Origin of the sequence: Hymenobacter psychrophilus (assembly GCF_900107135.1) — a bacterium.
Lineage (GTDB): Bacteria > Bacteroidota > Bacteroidia > Cytophagales > Hymenobacteraceae > Hymenobacter > Hymenobacter psychrophilus.
This window is the reverse complement of record NZ_FNOV01000018.1, coordinates 1-14,753: the sequence shown is the minus strand read 5'-3', so window position 1 is coordinate 14,753 and position 14,753 is coordinate 1. Positions and strand designations below refer to the sequence as shown.

Below are 14,753 nucleotides of genomic sequence, written 5' to 3'. Positions count from 1 at the left end.
GAAGCAGGTTGCTTTCACATGGCTTGGGATGTTGCTGCTTAGCCTGGGCTTAGCGGCTCCGGCAGTAGCCCAGCAGAAGCCGGCCCCGGCCGCCAAGCCCGGCGCCCCGGTAGCGGCTCCGGCCCCAGTCAAATTTGCGGGCAAGTTCAGCTCGGAGCCCGAGCAGTTTATGGTGGATGTGCAGGCCCTGATGGCCACCACCAACAACGCCGCTGCCAAAGCCGCCGGCACCCGCCTGCAGCAGGTGTGGGCCAGCAACCGCCTCACGGCCACCCAGCAGCGCTATATTGTGTCGCTGAGCCAGTATATGCTGGCGCGCAAGCTGCGGGCACGGCCCCATTTCGAGGACTTTTTTACGGCCATTGCCGCCGGCGCACTGGTGCAAAACCTGAGTGACGACCAGATGACCCAGTTGCTCAACACGGTGGGTAAGGTGTTGGAAAAAGAGCCGCCCGTCGATGCCGAAAAGTTTCTCAATACGGCCGCCCGCTTCCTCGATACCCGCTTTCTGCACCGCTCACGCTACAGCTCGTTGCGCGTAGTGGGCGGGCAGTTCCGTTTCGCCTACAACGCCGCCGACCTGCCACCCCTGGCCCCGCCAGTGGCCGCCGCGCCAGCTGCTCCCGCGGGTTCGGCCCCCAAATCGGCCAAGAAAAGCAGCGGCTGGGGCGACGATGACCCCTGGGCCACCGACGACGCGCCCGCCAAGAAGGGCGCCAAGCCCGCCGATTCGGGCTGGGGCGACGCCAGCGCAGCCTACGCCACCGGCTACGTTACGCCCACTACCCGCGGCGCGGTAATCATGGTGGACAACGCCGACCTGCTGCTGACCACGGCCTCCGACTCGGTGTACATTGCCAAAACCAGCGGCGTGGTGGTGCCGGGCCAGAACCGCTTTGTGGGCTACGGGGGCACGTTTGCCTGGGTAGTGAACGGCAACCCCGCCTCAGCCGCGCTCGGCAGCTACGATTTCGACATCAGCAAGGCCGAGTTCATGGCCAACCCCGTAACCCTGACCTATCCGGCCGTGCTCGAAAACCCGGTGCAGGGCTGGTTGGCCTTTAAAAGCGTGCTGCGCAAGGCTGGCGACCAGAAAGACACCGGCTACCCGCGCTTCATCTCGACCACCAACGACGCCCGCGTCAAGAACATCGGCCAGAACATCCGCTACTTCGGGGGCTTCTCGCTGGCGGGCACCCAGGCCCTGTCGGCCTCGCTCGATGGCTCGCTGTCGAGCATTATCGTAGATGTGGCCGGCCAGCCCAAATTCCGGGCCGCCTCGCGCTCCTACCTGCTGGGCGACTCGTTGCTGACGGCGCAGCACGCGGCCATTACTATTTTTCAGGGCAAAAACGACTCGGTCACGCACCCGGGTGTGAAGCTCAAGTACAACAAATCCACCCAGCTGCTGCAGCTCAGCCGCGAGCAGGGCCTCTACAAGAACACGGCCTACTACGACTCCTACCACCAGATGGAGATTACGACCGAGCTGCTGAGTTGGCCGGTACGCACACCCTACATCGATTTCTCCATCCTGACGGCTAAAAACCAGGTAGCCGCCGGCTTCGAGTCGAAGGAGTTCTACACCAACACCCGCTACCAGCAAATCAAGACCATTAACAAGCTGCACCCGCTGCAAATGATGGTGGGCTACAGCCTCGAAAACGGCAATAAGCGGCTGTTTACGGTGCAGGATGTGGCCGCATTCCGCAAGCTGAAGGTGGACAATGTGCGCTCGGTGGCCGCCGGCCTGGCCCGCGACGGCTACGTGGGCTGGTACCCGCAAACCGACCAGGTGGTGCTGCTGCCCAAGGCGATGCACTACGTAAACTCCTCGCGCGGCAAAAAAGACTACGACCACCTCTCGCTCAAAAGCCTTTCGCCCTCGGGCAAAAACGCCACGCTCGATCTGAACACCAACGATTTGATTGTGCGGGGCGTGGACCGCTTCAACTTCTCCGACGACTCGGTGACCGTGTTTGTGAAGCCCGATTCGAGTATCGTGCGGATTCAGAAAAACCGGGGTGTCCAGTTCAACGGTACGGTGGTGGCCTCGGCCTTCATCTTCAAGGGCAAGGAGTTCAAGTTCGATTACGACGGCTTCTACATCGATCTGGTGAAGATTGACTCCATCATTGTGAAGGGCAAGGGCTCGAAGGGCTCGGTGATGAAGGCCCGCAAGGAGCTCGACTGGGCCCTGACCAACAAGAGCAAGACTTCCGCCGGCCGGCTGTACATCAATGCGCCCAACAACAAATCGGGCCGCAAAAAGCTGGGGGCCTACCCCTCGTTCGATGCAAGCACCGGCGCCTACGTGTTTTTCAACAAGCCCGAAGTGCTCGGCGGCGCCTACGATACCACGCTTTACTTCGACATCCCGCCCTTTAAGCTTGACTCGCTCAACAACAAGAACCGGGCGGCGGTGGGCTTCAAGGGCACCTTCGTGTCGGGCGGCATTATGCCCGAATTCAAAACCAAGCTCAGCATGCAGGACGACGGTTCGCTGGGCTTCGTGTACGACGTGCCCAAGGCCGGTTTCCCGCTCTATGGCACCAAGGGTACGCTTTATAACAAAGTCAGCATGAGCAACCGGGGCCTGCAGGGCATCGGCAACATCAAGTACCTGACCGGCGACTTCAGCAGCGACCAGTTCATCTTCTATAAAGACTCGGTGGTGACGGTGGGCAAGACGGCCAGCATTCTGCCCGGCCCACTCAACGGTACCGAGTTTGCGAAGGTGGATTTGCTGCCCGGCTACCAGATGAAGTGGGCCGTGCGCCAGGATTCGATGTACCTGACGAGCCAGCCCAAGGGCGAGGCCTTCCGCATCTACGACGTGGCCTACGGCTTTAAGGGCACGCTCACGTACTCGCCCGGCGGCCTGCGCGGCGACGGGGTGATGGACGGGCCGCAGTCGTTCGTGCGTTCCACGGCCTTTCAGTTCAAGCCCACGCAATACACCGGCCAGCGGGCCACGTTCAACATCAAATCGGCCGAGGTAAACAAGCCGGCCCTGACGGCCAACAACGTCAGCTTCACCTACGATTTAAAGGGCGGCACCACGGAGTTTGCCCGCGAATCGTCGGATAACAAGTCGAGCATCGACCTGCCCTACTCCGACTACCGCACCACGCTATCGGGTGGCAAGTGGGACTTTAAAAAGAAGCTTGTGCAGCTGCGCCTGGCCCCCGGAGCCGACTCGTCGCGCTCCTACTTCTACAGCACTTTGCCCGAGCAGCAGGGCCTTAAGTTCCAGGCTTCGAGCGGCCAGTACGACCTAAGCCGCTACCAGCTGGTGGCCGGCGGCGTGCCGCGCATTTCCTCGGCCGACGCTTGGATTGTGCCCGACTCGAACCGGGTGTATGTGCTGCCCAACGCCCGCATGCGCGAGTTCAAGAACGCCAGCATCATCATGGACACGCTCCAGAAATACCACCAGCTGTACCAGGGGCAGATTCGGGTGCTTTCGCGCACGGCCTTCAGCGGTAACGCCCTCTACAACTACAAAACCTCGGCCGACTCATTCGCCATCAAGTTTGCCAATTTCCGGGTCGACTCTATGGCAACGGCCGTGGCCATGAACACTGTCGGCAAAAAGGGCAGTGGGCTATTGAAGCGCGGCCCCGACGCCAGCGATGCGCCGGTTTCGCCGCCCACGCTGGCTGTGGCCACCATTGCGGCGGCCGACAAGTTCAACCTGGCCCCGCGCATTGGTTTCCGGGGCGGGGTGAAGATGAACTCGCAGAAAAAAGGCTTCTCGTTCGATGGCCAGGCCAAGCTCAACTTCGTGAAGGCCACTTCGGCCTCCGACTGGTTTGCCGTGCAGGATACCATCGACCCGAAGCGTATCCGCATCAAGCTCAACGGGCCCAAGGATGAAAGCGGCACGCCCATGCTCTCTGGCCTGTTTATGTCGGAGAGCACCGGCAAGGTGTACCCGCTGTTTGTGGCCGCCAAGCCCAGCGTGACGGACGCCAACCTGTTTACCGTGGACGGCACACTCAGCTACGACCAGCGCCGCCGCCAGTACGCCATCAGCCGCCACAACTACGCCGACCCCGACATCTACGAGGGTGCGGTGCTCACGCTGCAGGACTCGACCGGGGCGCTCAACTTCCGCGGTAAGCTTAACCTCATCACCTCCAACAAAGACTACACCCTGACGGCCGCCGGCCTGGGCTACGCCAAACCCGACAGCGCCATTTACGACATCGACACGTTCATGGCCTTCGATATTGTGCTGCCCGAAAAGGCGGTGGAGGCCATGGGCCAGGATTTGGCCACCGGCGCCCGCGGCAACGCCGAGGCCCTGAACACCAGCCGGAGCCAGCTGTATAAAGTGGGCGAAATAGGCGGCAACGCGGCGGCCACCGACTACGCCACCCGCAAGAGCGGGGCGCTGTCGTTGCAGAAGCTCTCGGCCAAATTCCTGCACACGCTGGTGCTCAACCAGGTAAATATGCGCTGGGATGAGAAGCGCCGGGCCTGGTACTCGGTGGGTAAAATCGGACTCGTGAGCGTGGGCAAGAAGGACATCAACTCCCTGGTTGACGGCTACATCGAAATCAAGAAGGAAAGCACCGGCGACGCCGTGGACATTTACTTGGAAGCCGAGCCGCGCACCTGGTACTACCTCAAGTACAGCAACAACGTGCTGCTGGCCAAGGCCCAGCACGGCGCCTTCGACGAAATCATCGGCCTCAAGGCCAAGGGCGACTACAATACGGCCACCCAATATGGTTTCTACCTCGGCGACGAGCAGGAGGTGCAGCTCTTCCTCAACCACTTCCGCAAAGACTACCTCAACGAAACCACCAAGCGCCGGATCGACGTAACCCAGCCCGAGAGCACCGGCAATTTCGACTTCATGGAGGATACGGGCAAGAAGAAAAAGCGCAAGAAAAACGACCCCGTTGACGACGTGATGCAGGACACGCCCCCAGCCGAGGAAACCGGCCGCAAAGGCCGCAAGCAGAAGAACGAGCCCGCCGCCGATGTGCCTGCCCCCGCTGCCGCCCCAACTACCGCCCCCACCGACGACTCGGGCAAGAGAAAGAAGAAAGAGGCCGTAGAGGCCGCGCCGCCCGCCGATGAGCCGCCGGTAGAGGACTCGAAGAAAGAGAAGAAGCGTAAGAAGAAAGCCGGCGACGACCCCTTCGCCGAATAGTGTTGGAAGACCCGGTAGCCTGGTTGCCGGGTCTTTTTGCCTGTAGCGCACACCGAAGAGCAGCACGACGAATCTTCCACTTCGCGTAGCGTTCCAGCCGCTGGTCTGGTTTCGTTCGATGCTCAGCGAAGCATAAGCTTCGCGCTACGGCTTATCTTTACCCTTCTTCTCCCCTTTCCGCATGAATCTACCGTTAGTGCTGGGCCTGCTGGTGGCCGCTTACCTTGTCGGCTCCATCCCGACGGCCCTGTGGGTGGGGCGGGCCTTTTTCGGGCTCGACATTCGCGAGCATGGCTCGGGCAACTCGGGTGCTACCAACACGTTTCGGGTGCTGGGCAAGAAGCCGGGCTCGTTCGTGATGGCCGTGGACGTGCTCAAGGGCTGGGCCGCTACCTCGCTGGCTACCGTAATGTTGGGCCAGGGTGCCATTTTGCCCCAGCAGCTGCTGTACTTTCAGCTGGCCTGCGGGGTGCTGGCGGTAGTGGGGCACATTTACCCCATCTGGGCGGGCTTTCGGGGCGGCAAGGGCGTGGCCACGGTGCTGGGTATGATGCTGGCCATTGCGCCGGCCACGGTGGGCGTCTGCATTCTGGTGTTCATTACGGTGCTGCTGATTTCGCGTTACGTGTCGCTCAGCAGCATGAGCGCCGGCGCTACGTTCGCGCTGCTACAGCTGCTGCCCGCCTTCCGGCCCGATAACCAGCTGCTGCTCTGGTTCGGTTTCGTGCTGGCGGCCCTGCTCGTTTACACCCACCGCGCCAACATCGGACGCCTGCGTGCCGGTACCGAAAGCCGTGTACCCATGCCCTGGGATAAGCGGTAGCCAATCGTTTCCGAAGCCGCCGACATACTCCGTCTGCCAACAACAGGTTCAGGCCCAGCTTGGGCATGCGGGCTGCTTTCGGTATGTTTGCGCGTGAACTGCCGCCGGCCCGCTTGGCCGGGAGTCCGGTAAGTTATGGTCATTGTACTCATTCCCTCGCTCGTGCCCGACAGTACCCTTATTACCGAGTCTTACGGGAGTATGCTGCTGGCTCCGGAGGTACCCTGCCTGATTGTGCAGTGGCATACTTTTGCCAACCGCCAGCAGTTTCGCTCGCTCATGGATCGGGGCCTGGCCCTTTACATCCAGGAAAGCCACCGCACGCAGCCCCTGGGCTGGCTGGCCGATACCCGCCAGGTAAGCGCCGTAACCACCGACGACCAGCACTGGCTCCGTACCGACTGGAACCCGCGGGCCTACGCCGCCGGCATCCGGCACGTGGGTTTCGTATCGCCCGAAACGGTATTTGGGCAGATGGCCGTGCAGAACTACACGGCCAACACCGAGGCGGCCGATGCTTATGCCATCGAAGTACTGCATCATCGCACCCTGCCCGAAGCCAAGCAGTGGCTGCGCCAGGCCCTGCACGGGCCCGCTGCCGGCTGATTCTCTCTCTTTTTCCTATCCGCTGCTTCTCTTCGCCGTCGTCGTCATGAAACAAGAACTTAAAAGCTCCCTGGGCCGACCCTACATTACGGTTGAGGACAACGGGGTTGACCGCTGGATTGCGGTGGACTGGGTGGGCTACCTCACGGCCGATAGCATCAAGGCCGGCGCCCATGCCTACACCACCGCCCTGGCCGAGTCGGGCTACCGGTGCGTACTCAACGACACGCGCAAAGTTATCGGGCCCTGGGACCACTCGCTGGAGTGGGTGCTCAACGAGTGGGCCCCCAATGCCGCCGCCGCTGGCCTGCGCTACTTTGCCATGATTACCACGCCCGATTCGCTGGCCGACGAGTCGGCCCAAAGCTTTTATGCCCAGCTAAAGGCCTTCGAGGTACGTATGTTCAGCGACGAGCAATCGGCTATGGAGTGGCTACGCGAGCACAGCGGGCCAGCCCGCTAGGCCCCATATCAGCGGCCCGGACTACTCCTTGTCTTTCCCTTCACACTTAAACCGACCTTTATGGATACCAACTATCTGCAAAACAACCAGGACCGCTTCCTCACCGAGCTGATTGATTGGCTCCGTATTCCATCGGTTTCGGCCGACCCCAAATTTGCGGGCGACATTACCAAAGCCGCCGAATACCTGAAAATTCGCTTCGAAGAAGTAGGCCTCGACAACGTGGAGCTGTGCCCCACGGCCGGCAACCCCATCGTGTACGGCGAGAAAATGGTGGACCCCAACCTGCCCACCGTGCTCGTGTACGGCCACTACGACGTGCAGCCCGCCGACCCCTACGAACTGTGGGATTCGCCGCCCTTCGAGCCCGTGATTAAAGACGGTAAGATTTACGCCCGCGGGGCCTGCGACGACAAGGGCCAGGTGTACATGCACGTAAAGGCGCTGGAGGTGATGAAGCAGGCGGGCGAATTCCCCTGCAACATCAAAATCATGATTGAGGGCGAAGAGGAAGTCGGCTCTAACAACCTGGGCATCTTCGTGCGGGCTAATAAGGAGAAGCTCAAGGCCGACGTTATTCTGGTGTCGGATACCGGCATGCTCTCCAACGACCAGCCCAGCATTGAGGTGGGCCTGCGCGGCCTGAGCTACCACGAGGTGGAGGTAACCGGCCCCAACCGCGACCTGCACTCGGGCCTCTACGGCGGCGCGGTGGCCAACCCCATCAACGTGCTCTGCAAGATGATTGCCTCGCTGCACGACGAAAACAACCACATCACCATCCCCGAGTTCTACCAGAACGTGACCGAGCTGACGAGCGAGGAGCGCGCCGAGCTCAACCGCGTGCCCCACTCCGACGACGAGTTCAAGCAGAGCATCGGCCTGCCCGACGTGTACGGCGAAAAGGGCTACACCACCGTCGAGCGCGTGGGCATCCGGCCCACGCTGGATGTGAACGGCATCTGGGGCGGCTACACCGGCGAGGGTGCCAAAACCGTTATTGCCTCCAAGGCCTACGCCAAAATCTCGATGCGCCTGGTGCCCAACCAGACCTCCGAAGAAATTACGGCCCTGTTCCAAAAGCACTTCACCAGCATCGCCCCCAGCGGCGTAACCGTGAAAGTGAAGCCCCACCATGGCGGCGAGCCCGTGGTAACGCCCACCGACTCGGTGGCCTATCAGGCCGCCGCCGACGCCATGGAAACGACCTTCGGCAAGCGTCCCGTGCCCACCCGTGGCGGCGGCTCCATCCCCATCGTGGCCATGTTCAAAAGCGAGCTGGGCCTGGATACCGTCCTGCTCGGCTTCGGCCTCGACTCCGACGCCATCCACTCGCCCAACGAGCACTACGGCGTTTTCAACTTCCTGAAAGGCATCGAAACCATCCCGCACTTCTACCGCAACTACGCCGCGGCCATGAAGTAAGCCAATGGACATTAGAGCCATTAATAGAGAAGCCCGCCCAGCAACATTGCTGGGCGGGCTTCTCTATTAATGGAGCGCTATCGAGTTGCGCCCCGTACTGGTGGCCCCGTACTGGTGGGTGCTTACCGGTTTGGCAGCAGGTAGCCCAGCGAAACCTGGAACACCTGGTTGCGGGCGTTGGTCAGCTCACCGTTGTTATAGCTGTTGTTTTTGGCGAAATCGGTGAGGGCGCCGTTGTAGCGCACGCCTAGCATCAGGCCCATATCGGTTTGCACGCCCAGGCCGGCCACGTAGCCGAACTCATTGCGGTTGACGTTGCTGAGGTCCTTTTCGGCGGCCGTGCGGGCAACTGCGGTGCCATTGAGCGAGCGGGTCGACTCGTCCTTTACCTTCAGCAGGTAACTGTACTGGGGGCCGGCCTCGAAGAACAGGTTGCCAGCCTTCACTTTGAGCAGCACCGGCACATCAATGTAATTGTAGGTTACATCGCCCTCGCGCTTGTAAAGTCCGAATGCCTGGTTGGTATCGTACTTGTAGCCCTTCTGTGAGTACAGCACTTCGGGCTGCAGCGAGAGGAAGCCGTCGTCAATCAGGCCAACGTTGAGCATCAGGCCGCCGTGGAAGCCGACTTTGTAGTCGTAACCGTCCTTATTGGCCAAGTCACCGGCCAAGTTCGAGAGGTTGGCGCCGCCTTTCAGGCCGAGGCGAATGCCCTGGGCCTTGGTTTCGGAGACGGCAAAAGTAGCGAGCAGAGCGGCCGCAGCCAGCAGAGACTTTTTCATAGGAAGGGGAATCTGGTTGGTGAAAATTGCAAGGGTATAACGACCAACTAACGAAAAAGTGTGCCATAACGGCTCATCCGGACGGTTTATTTGACCCGGCCCGGCAATGGTGCCGCCAGGCCAGCTGGCAATCAGGCCCCTAAACGCAGGGTCGGGCCGCTCGGGAAGCGGCCGTAGGAGGCGGCTTACCGGCCCTGAAACGAGAACGTGGCGTAGAGCTGGAACACGCTGTTGCGGCGCTGCTCCTGAAACTTGGTGCTGCCAACCGTCAGGGCCTCGCGCACGTTGGTGAAGCCGCCGTTGTAGCGCAGCCCAATGCCGGGGCCGGCTTTGCGCTGGTAGCCCAGGCCAAACAGGTAGCCGAAATCAACCGTGTTATAGAAGTCCTTGACATCGGTGGTGGCACTTCCAAGCTTGTCTTTGGCCGATATAAGGAAGCCGACCTGCGGACCCGCCTCAAAGAACAGCCCGCCGGCATTGGCATGGAAGGCCATTGGCACGTCCACGTAGTCGAGCCGCGTGGTTAGGTCGGGCGTTTCGAGCTTGGCACCTTTGCGCGAGTAGATGATTTCGGGCTGGAAGGCGAACAGACGGGTAAAGCCAATATTGGCAAAGCCACCGGCCTGAAAACCCACAATATCCTGGTAGGGCTTGGCATCTTTGCCCACCAGATTGGAGAGCGAAGCCCCCGCCTTCAGGCCCAGCGACACATTACGCTGGGCAACGGCTGTACCCGACAGACCCGCAGTGGCCCCGGTCATCAGCAGAGAAATAAAAAGCTTGTTCATGCGTGTTGGCTTCGGAAACAGGAAAGTAAAATCAGGCGCGAAGCTACGCGGAAAGTTGGCAGCCCGGAACCGGCCGAAGCCCTTGCCCCGACGGCTGCGGGCCCATGCCGAGGCCCCTGTGGCAGCTCAGCCAGCTGGTTTTCAAGCAATAAAGAGGCCTTTCCCGCGCGGGAAAGGCCTCTTTGCAATAAAACAAACCGCTAGGCTTTTACTTACCGCCGAACATAAAGCCGACGTAGAGCTGGAAGGCGCTGTTGCGTACCTCCGGCAAATCGCTGGCCCTCATCTGGTCTTCTTTCTTATACACTTTGCTGATGCCGCCGTTGTAGCGCAGGCCAATCATCGGACCACTGCTGAGTTCATACCCCAAACCGGCCACGTACCCAAAATCTATCGTTTTGAAAACACCAGCCGAATTGACAGTAACTGCATCGTTTTTTACTTTGGAATCGATAAGCAGGCCGACCTGCGGACCGGCCTGAAAGAACAGCCCGTTGGCTTTTATCTTTAGCAGCACCGGCACATCCACGTAGTTTTGGTTGTAGCGCGCATCGAATTCATCGATTTTGGCCCCTTTCATCGAGAAAATAACTTCCGGCTGAATGGCAAAATTATCAGTGATACCTAGCTCAGCCACGAAGCCGCCATTTATTCCGAATTTATTAGACGCGCCATCAGCATCTTCTCCAACAAAATTGCTGAGACTAGTACCAATTTTCAGGCCTAAGCGGGCACCTTGCGCGTGGGCCGCCGAACTGATGCCAGCCGAAGCCAACAGAACAAAAAATAGTTTTTTCATAGAAAAATGAAGTGAATATGAGGGCGCGAAGGTATGGTAAAAACCAACTTGCGCAATACCGCAAAAGTACCAATGCCTGTTTTTTTAGCGTTGAAAACTATGTGCTTACACCCTGCTTTTCTTTCACTTCTGAACAACCGGCGCTTGGCCTATATTCTTTGTTAATCGCCAATCAGAAAGGTCGGCTTTCTGTAGCAAGACAACCTTTCTGATCCGTTTTGCTCAACACTGCTGCCCTAACGGATTGGCAGCACGCAACCAACCTACACTGTGGAAGCACGTCTGAGAGCCTCGGGCTCATCCTTGGCCGTTATAATCCTGATATCAATCGGCGGTTAGAGGCCCTGGTTGTAGCGTAGCCTGCAGCGGCCCCAGCCGTCAGCAGAGAGACAGGAAGCTCGTGCGCTTCGGCTGCGGGAGGAAGAGAGTAAAACCAAGCGCGAAGCTATGCGAAAAGTTGGCAGCCCGGAACTGGCCGAAGCTTTTGCAGAGGCCCACCCGGCAACTTATCCGATTATTTTTCAGCCAATAAAAATGCCTTCCCCGTGTGGGGAAGGCATTTCATGTAGAGCTAACCGGTAATACCTGGCTTCTACTTGCCGCCGAACATGAAGCCAACGTAGAGCTGGAACGCGCTATTGCGAACGTTAGGCATATCGCTGGAATTGGCGCCGTCTTCCTCCTTCGCTACTTTGGTAATGCCACCATTATAGCGCAAGCCAATCATTGGGCCACTGCTGAACTCGTAGCCCAAACCAGCTACGTAGCCAAAGTCTACTGTTTTAAAGCCGTCTTTCGAGTTGAAGGATATATCGTCATCCTTTGTTTTGGAGCCGATAAGCAAGCCTACCTGCGGCCCGGCTTCGAAGAACAATCCATCAGCTTTTACCTTCAGCAACACCGGCACATCAATGTAGCTTTGATTGATGCGCACATTGTCGAGATCTTCAACTTTGGCGCCTTTCATTGAGAACAGCACTTCTGGCTGAATGGCAAAATTGTCGGTAATGCCCAACTCCGCCACGAAGCCGCCGTGTACCCCAATCTTGTTGGTTACGCCATCAGCATCTTCTCCAACGAAGTTGGTGAGGCTGGCGCCGGCCTTTACTCCCAAACGAGCACCTTGGGCATGAGCGGCCGAGGTGATGCCAGCCGAGGCCAGCAGAACGAGAAATAGTTTTTTCATAAAGAAATGAAGTGAATATGAGGCCGCGAAGGTATGGTAAAAACAGAAGTGTGCAATATTATCGCGAACCTAGCGGCTATCTTTTTCACAGACTGAACGCCACGAGTTTACGGCTCCTGTTCCGGCTGGCTTTATTTGGCTAAAAGGCCGCAAAAAAAGAGCGGCCCTTCCGAAGAGGAGCCGCTCTTTTAGCTAAAACGCAGACTGCTGGCTTAGCGGGTTGGCAGCAAGTAGCCAACCTGCACCATGAAGGCACGGTTGAAAGCCTTAGGCTCGTTTTTGGCCGACACATTCTTGGTATCGAACAGCGTTTTGAGGCCTTGGTTGTAACGCACCCCAATGCTAATGCCGCTTTCGGTCTGATAGCCCAGACCGGCCACGCCACCTATATCGAAGCTAGCCAGATCTTCTTTGGCTTTGTTCTCGGGCGACTTGGTTACCATATCCGACTGATTGCCGCTGTACTTTACGGTAAGCGTGGTTTCCTGCTTGGAGGCAACCATGTAGCCAACCTGCGGGCCAAGTTCGAAGTACAGCCCGGAGCCGCCCGGAGCCGTATTTACCCGCACCGGAATCGGCAGGTCGATGTAGCTCAGCACGCGCTTGTTCTCGAAGCTCACCTTGTCTACATTAGCCGCGTAGCCATTGGTTGTAAGCGTGTTGCGGTCCGACAGTTTGTAGCTGCGTTCGAAGCCTTTGCGGTTGTAAATCAGTTCGGGAGCAATGGTCCAGAAACCGTCGCTGCTGAGTGGGAACTGCGCCGAAATGCCAGCGTTATAGCCCAGTTTATAATCGTTGGAGCCGGTGAAGCCCTGCACCTGATCGGCGTTTTTACCGCCGATGGTCGAGTAAGTACCACCGAAACGCACGCCGAAACGGGTGGCGCTCTGCGCGTGGGCCACGGTGGCTGCCGAAGCAAGCGCCAGCGTGAGTGCTGCAATTTTTTTCATACGAGTGAGGAATTGAAAACGCGGGTTATAAACCACTTCACCGACCATCATAGCCACGTCCCTCATGGTTTTCAGGGCCTCATATCGTAGAAACGGAAGCCAGGGTTGTTGCCTAGCGGGCCGCTGACGTCGTTGGCAATCAATCGTTTCCGTCTAATTAACACGTTGTTAGCAGGTTGCAGAAAGAAAAAATAGCGCAGGTTTCCGGCCCGCGCTTCAGGGCAGTTTCATTACTTTTGCCCTTTCTGCCCGTGCGCTTTTTATGATGAATTGGTACGTTTTGGGGCTGGCCGGCGGGCTGGCGGCGCTGGCTTCGGCGGCGGCCCGGGCTCAGCAGCCAGCCAGCCAACCGGCCGGGCCGCTGGTAGTAGGGGCCTACGGGCTGGGCAGCTTCATCATCCCGCACACGCCCTCTATCCGTCATCTGGCCGTGTCGCACCCCACGGGCGTCGAAATAAACGTGCAGCGCCAAACCAACGGCCAGCAACCCTGGCACGCCTGGTACCGCTACCCCAAAATAGGCCTGGCCCTCACCTACTACGACTACCACAACCCCCGGCTGGGCCGCTCCTACGCCGCCGGGTTTTACCTCAACAAGTCGTTCTGGCACAGCCGGCACACCGAGCTTAACTTCCGCATCGGCACGGGCGTGGGTTATTTCCCGGTGCCGTTCGATCCGGAAACCAATAAAAAGAACAACATTGTCAGCTCCCGCTTCAACGCCACCATCCAAACCCGGCTGGAGTACGATGTGGCCCTGACCGAGCACCTGGGACTGCTGCTGGGCCTGGGCCTGAACCACTATTCCAACGGGGCAACCACCAAGCCCAATTTCGGCATCAACCTGCCCACCGTGCTCGTGGGCCTCAACTACCACCAGCAGCGCCCCTTCCGCCCCCTCGATCAGGCCCCGGCGCCGGCACCCGCCGACCTGGGCCAGAATTTCTTCAACATAAGCACTTCGGTTGGGGGGAAGCAGTGGAGCCAGTCGGACTCGCGGCGCTACCTCGTGAACTCCATCACGCTGGCGGCGGGCCGGCGCGTCAACCGCAAATCCAACCTCGTAGTCGGTCTCGAAGGCTTTTATGACCGCAGCCTGAACGCCCAGCAGCGCGACTCAGCCCGCACCTCCGCGCCCCTCACCGACGTAAAGAAGGCGGGGGCCTACGTGGGCCACGAGCTGCTTTTTGGCCGGTTGGCCTTCGTGTCGCACCTGGGTTTTTACGTGTACAATCCCTACAAATCCAACAAGTTCTATTACGAGCGCCTGGGCCTCAAATACCACTTCACGCCCCGTGTCTTCGGCGGCATCGACCTAAAAGTGCATCGCGGAGCAGCCGATGTGATTGAGTGGCGACTCGGCGTGAAGCTGTAGCGGTTGGCGAAGGAGCCAGCACATGCCACAAACCGGCTCGGCCCCTGCAGCTGCCGGTTGAAGCTGCCTATCTGCTGCTTCGGTGACAGATACGTGCAATTAAGCGGCCGAATGCTGTGCTTTAGCGCCTCATCTGCCTAAGCTCGTTCGCCCATGGAAACCTTTCTGCACCTCAACCGCTGGCTGCATATTGCGGCGGGCTTTACCGGCTTTTTCGTGGCCCCGGTGGCGCTACTTGTGCGTAAGGGTGGGGCGGCGCATCGGCTCTGGGGACGCGTATTTTTCTGGGCCATGCTAGAGCCTGTTATGGACTGGTGGCCCGGAAAACGCCTTTTGCCAGCAGGAGCGTGACAAAGGCCAGGAAGTGAAATTGCTGCATGGTCAGGGCC

The 14,753-nt window shown here is 59.2% G+C and carries 12 protein-coding genes; 7 read left to right on the top strand and 5 right to left on the bottom strand.

Features of this window, described 5'->3' with window-relative positions:
* The first annotated feature begins 28 nt into the window (after nt 1-28).
* From BLW21_RS19285 to BLW21_RS19265, 5 genes are all read left to right on the top strand, one after another.
* Nucleotides 29-5,167, top strand: coding sequence for a hypothetical protein (locus BLW21_RS19285; protein WP_092743486.1), 5,139 nt, complete (start codon nt 29-31; stop codon nt 5,165-5,167).
* 181 nt (nt 5,168-5,348) lie between these two features.
* Nucleotides 5,349-5,990, top strand: coding sequence for a glycerol-3-phosphate 1-O-acyltransferase PlsY (plsY, locus tag BLW21_RS19280; RefSeq protein ID WP_092743484.1), 642 nt, complete (start codon nt 5,349-5,351; stop codon nt 5,988-5,990).
* A 135-nt stretch (nt 5,991-6,125) separates the two neighbouring features.
* On the top strand, nt 6,126-6,596 hold the full coding sequence (locus BLW21_RS19275; RefSeq protein ID WP_092743482.1) for a hypothetical protein: 471 nt from the start codon (nt 6,126-6,128) through the stop codon (nt 6,594-6,596).
* Between the two features lie 46 nt (nt 6,597-6,642).
* The gene (locus tag BLW21_RS19270) at nt 6,643-7,059 is read left to right on the top strand and encodes an STAS/SEC14 domain-containing protein (protein WP_092743481.1); all 417 of its coding nucleotides are present in this window, start codon (nt 6,643-6,645) and stop codon (nt 7,057-7,059) included.
* 60 nt (nt 7,060-7,119) lie between these two features.
* Entirely contained in the window at nt 7,120-8,484 is a 1,365-nt protein-coding gene (locus tag BLW21_RS19265; protein ID WP_092743479.1) for a dipeptidase, read from the top strand.
* A gap of 122 nt (nt 8,485-8,606) precedes the next feature.
* On the opposite strand, the gene BLW21_RS19260 is transcribed toward BLW21_RS19265, so the two are convergent.
* The 5 genes from BLW21_RS19260 to BLW21_RS19240 all read right to left on the bottom strand — a co-directional run bounded on the left by BLW21_RS19260 (nt 8,607) and on the right by BLW21_RS19240 (nt 12,989).
* Nucleotides 8,607-9,266, bottom strand: a complete 660-nt coding sequence (locus BLW21_RS19260; protein WP_092743477.1) for a porin family protein — start codon at nt 9,264-9,266, stop codon at nt 8,607-8,609.
* Nucleotides 9,267-9,451: 185 nt separating this feature from the next.
* Nucleotides 9,452-10,054 carry a porin family protein gene (locus tag BLW21_RS19255; RefSeq protein ID WP_092743475.1) on the bottom strand — a complete coding sequence of 201 codons (603 nt, stop codon included), beginning with the start codon at nt 10,052-10,054 and terminating at the stop codon, nt 9,452-9,454.
* A 208-nt stretch (nt 10,055-10,262) separates the two neighbouring features.
* The gene (locus tag BLW21_RS19250; RefSeq protein ID WP_092743473.1) at nt 10,263-10,853 is read right to left on the bottom strand and encodes a porin family protein; all 591 of its coding nucleotides are present in this window, start codon (nt 10,851-10,853) and stop codon (nt 10,263-10,265) included.
* A 592-nt stretch (nt 10,854-11,445) separates the two neighbouring features.
* Complete coding sequence (locus BLW21_RS19245) at nt 11,446-12,039, bottom strand: porin family protein (RefSeq protein ID WP_092743471.1); 594 nt, start codon at nt 12,037-12,039, stop codon at nt 11,446-11,448.
* 212 nt (nt 12,040-12,251) lie between these two features.
* Nucleotides 12,252-12,989 (bottom strand): porin family protein, encoded by a 738-nt coding sequence (locus tag BLW21_RS19240; RefSeq protein ID WP_175471056.1) that lies wholly within the window; start codon nt 12,987-12,989, stop codon nt 12,252-12,254.
* A gap of 262 nt (nt 12,990-13,251) precedes the next feature.
* On the opposite strand from BLW21_RS19240, the gene BLW21_RS19235 reads away from it, so the two are divergent.
* Together BLW21_RS19235 and BLW21_RS21355 are read left to right on the top strand one after the other, a co-directional pair.
* Nucleotides 13,252-14,364 carry an acyloxyacyl hydrolase gene (locus BLW21_RS19235; protein WP_092743467.1) on the top strand — a complete coding sequence of 371 codons (1,113 nt, stop codon included), beginning with the start codon at nt 13,252-13,254 and terminating at the stop codon, nt 14,362-14,364.
* Between the two features lie 153 nt (nt 14,365-14,517).
* Nucleotides 14,518-14,715 carry a DUF2306 domain-containing protein gene (locus tag BLW21_RS21355; protein ID WP_139255328.1) on the top strand — a complete coding sequence of 66 codons (198 nt, stop codon included), beginning with the start codon at nt 14,518-14,520 and terminating at the stop codon, nt 14,713-14,715.
* Nucleotides 14,716-14,753 lie beyond the last annotated feature (38 nt).

What these genes read in the sequence shown, in the direction of transcription:
- BLW21_RS19245 (WP_092743471.1), bottom strand. Translation starts at nt 12,039, where the DNA reads ATGAAAAAACTATTTCTCGTTCTGCTGGCCTCGGCTGGCATCACCTCG.
- BLW21_RS19235 (WP_092743467.1), top strand. Translation starts at nt 13,252, where the DNA reads ATGATGAATTGGTACGTTTTGGGGCTGGCCGGCGGGCTGGCGGCGCTG.
- plsY (WP_092743484.1), top strand. Translation starts at nt 5,349, where the DNA reads ATGAATCTACCGTTAGTGCTGGGCCTGCTGGTGGCCGCTTACCTTGTC.
- BLW21_RS21355 (WP_139255328.1), top strand. Translation starts at nt 14,518, where the DNA reads ATGGAAACCTTTCTGCACCTCAACCGCTGGCTGCATATTGCGGCGGGC.
- BLW21_RS19265 (WP_092743479.1), top strand. Translation starts at nt 7,120, where the DNA reads ATGGATACCAACTATCTGCAAAACAACCAGGACCGCTTCCTCACCGAG.
- BLW21_RS19255 (WP_092743475.1), bottom strand. Translation starts at nt 10,054, where the DNA reads ATGAACAAGCTTTTTATTTCTCTGCTGATGACCGGGGCCACTGCGGGT.
- BLW21_RS19275 (WP_092743482.1), top strand. Translation starts at nt 6,126, where the DNA reads ATGGTCATTGTACTCATTCCCTCGCTCGTGCCCGACAGTACCCTTATT.
- BLW21_RS19260 (WP_092743477.1), bottom strand. Translation starts at nt 9,266, where the DNA reads ATGAAAAAGTCTCTGCTGGCTGCGGCCGCTCTGCTCGCTACTTTTGCC.
- BLW21_RS19240 (WP_175471056.1), bottom strand. Translation starts at nt 12,989, where the DNA reads ATGAAAAAAATTGCAGCACTCACGCTGGCGCTTGCTTCGGCAGCCACC.
- BLW21_RS19270 (WP_092743481.1), top strand. Translation starts at nt 6,643, where the DNA reads ATGAAACAAGAACTTAAAAGCTCCCTGGGCCGACCCTACATTACGGTT.
- BLW21_RS19285 (WP_092743486.1), top strand. Translation starts at nt 29, where the DNA reads ATGTTGCTGCTTAGCCTGGGCTTAGCGGCTCCGGCAGTAGCCCAGCAG.
- BLW21_RS19250 (WP_092743473.1), bottom strand. Translation starts at nt 10,853, where the DNA reads ATGAAAAAACTATTTTTTGTTCTGTTGGCTTCGGCTGGCATCAGTTCG.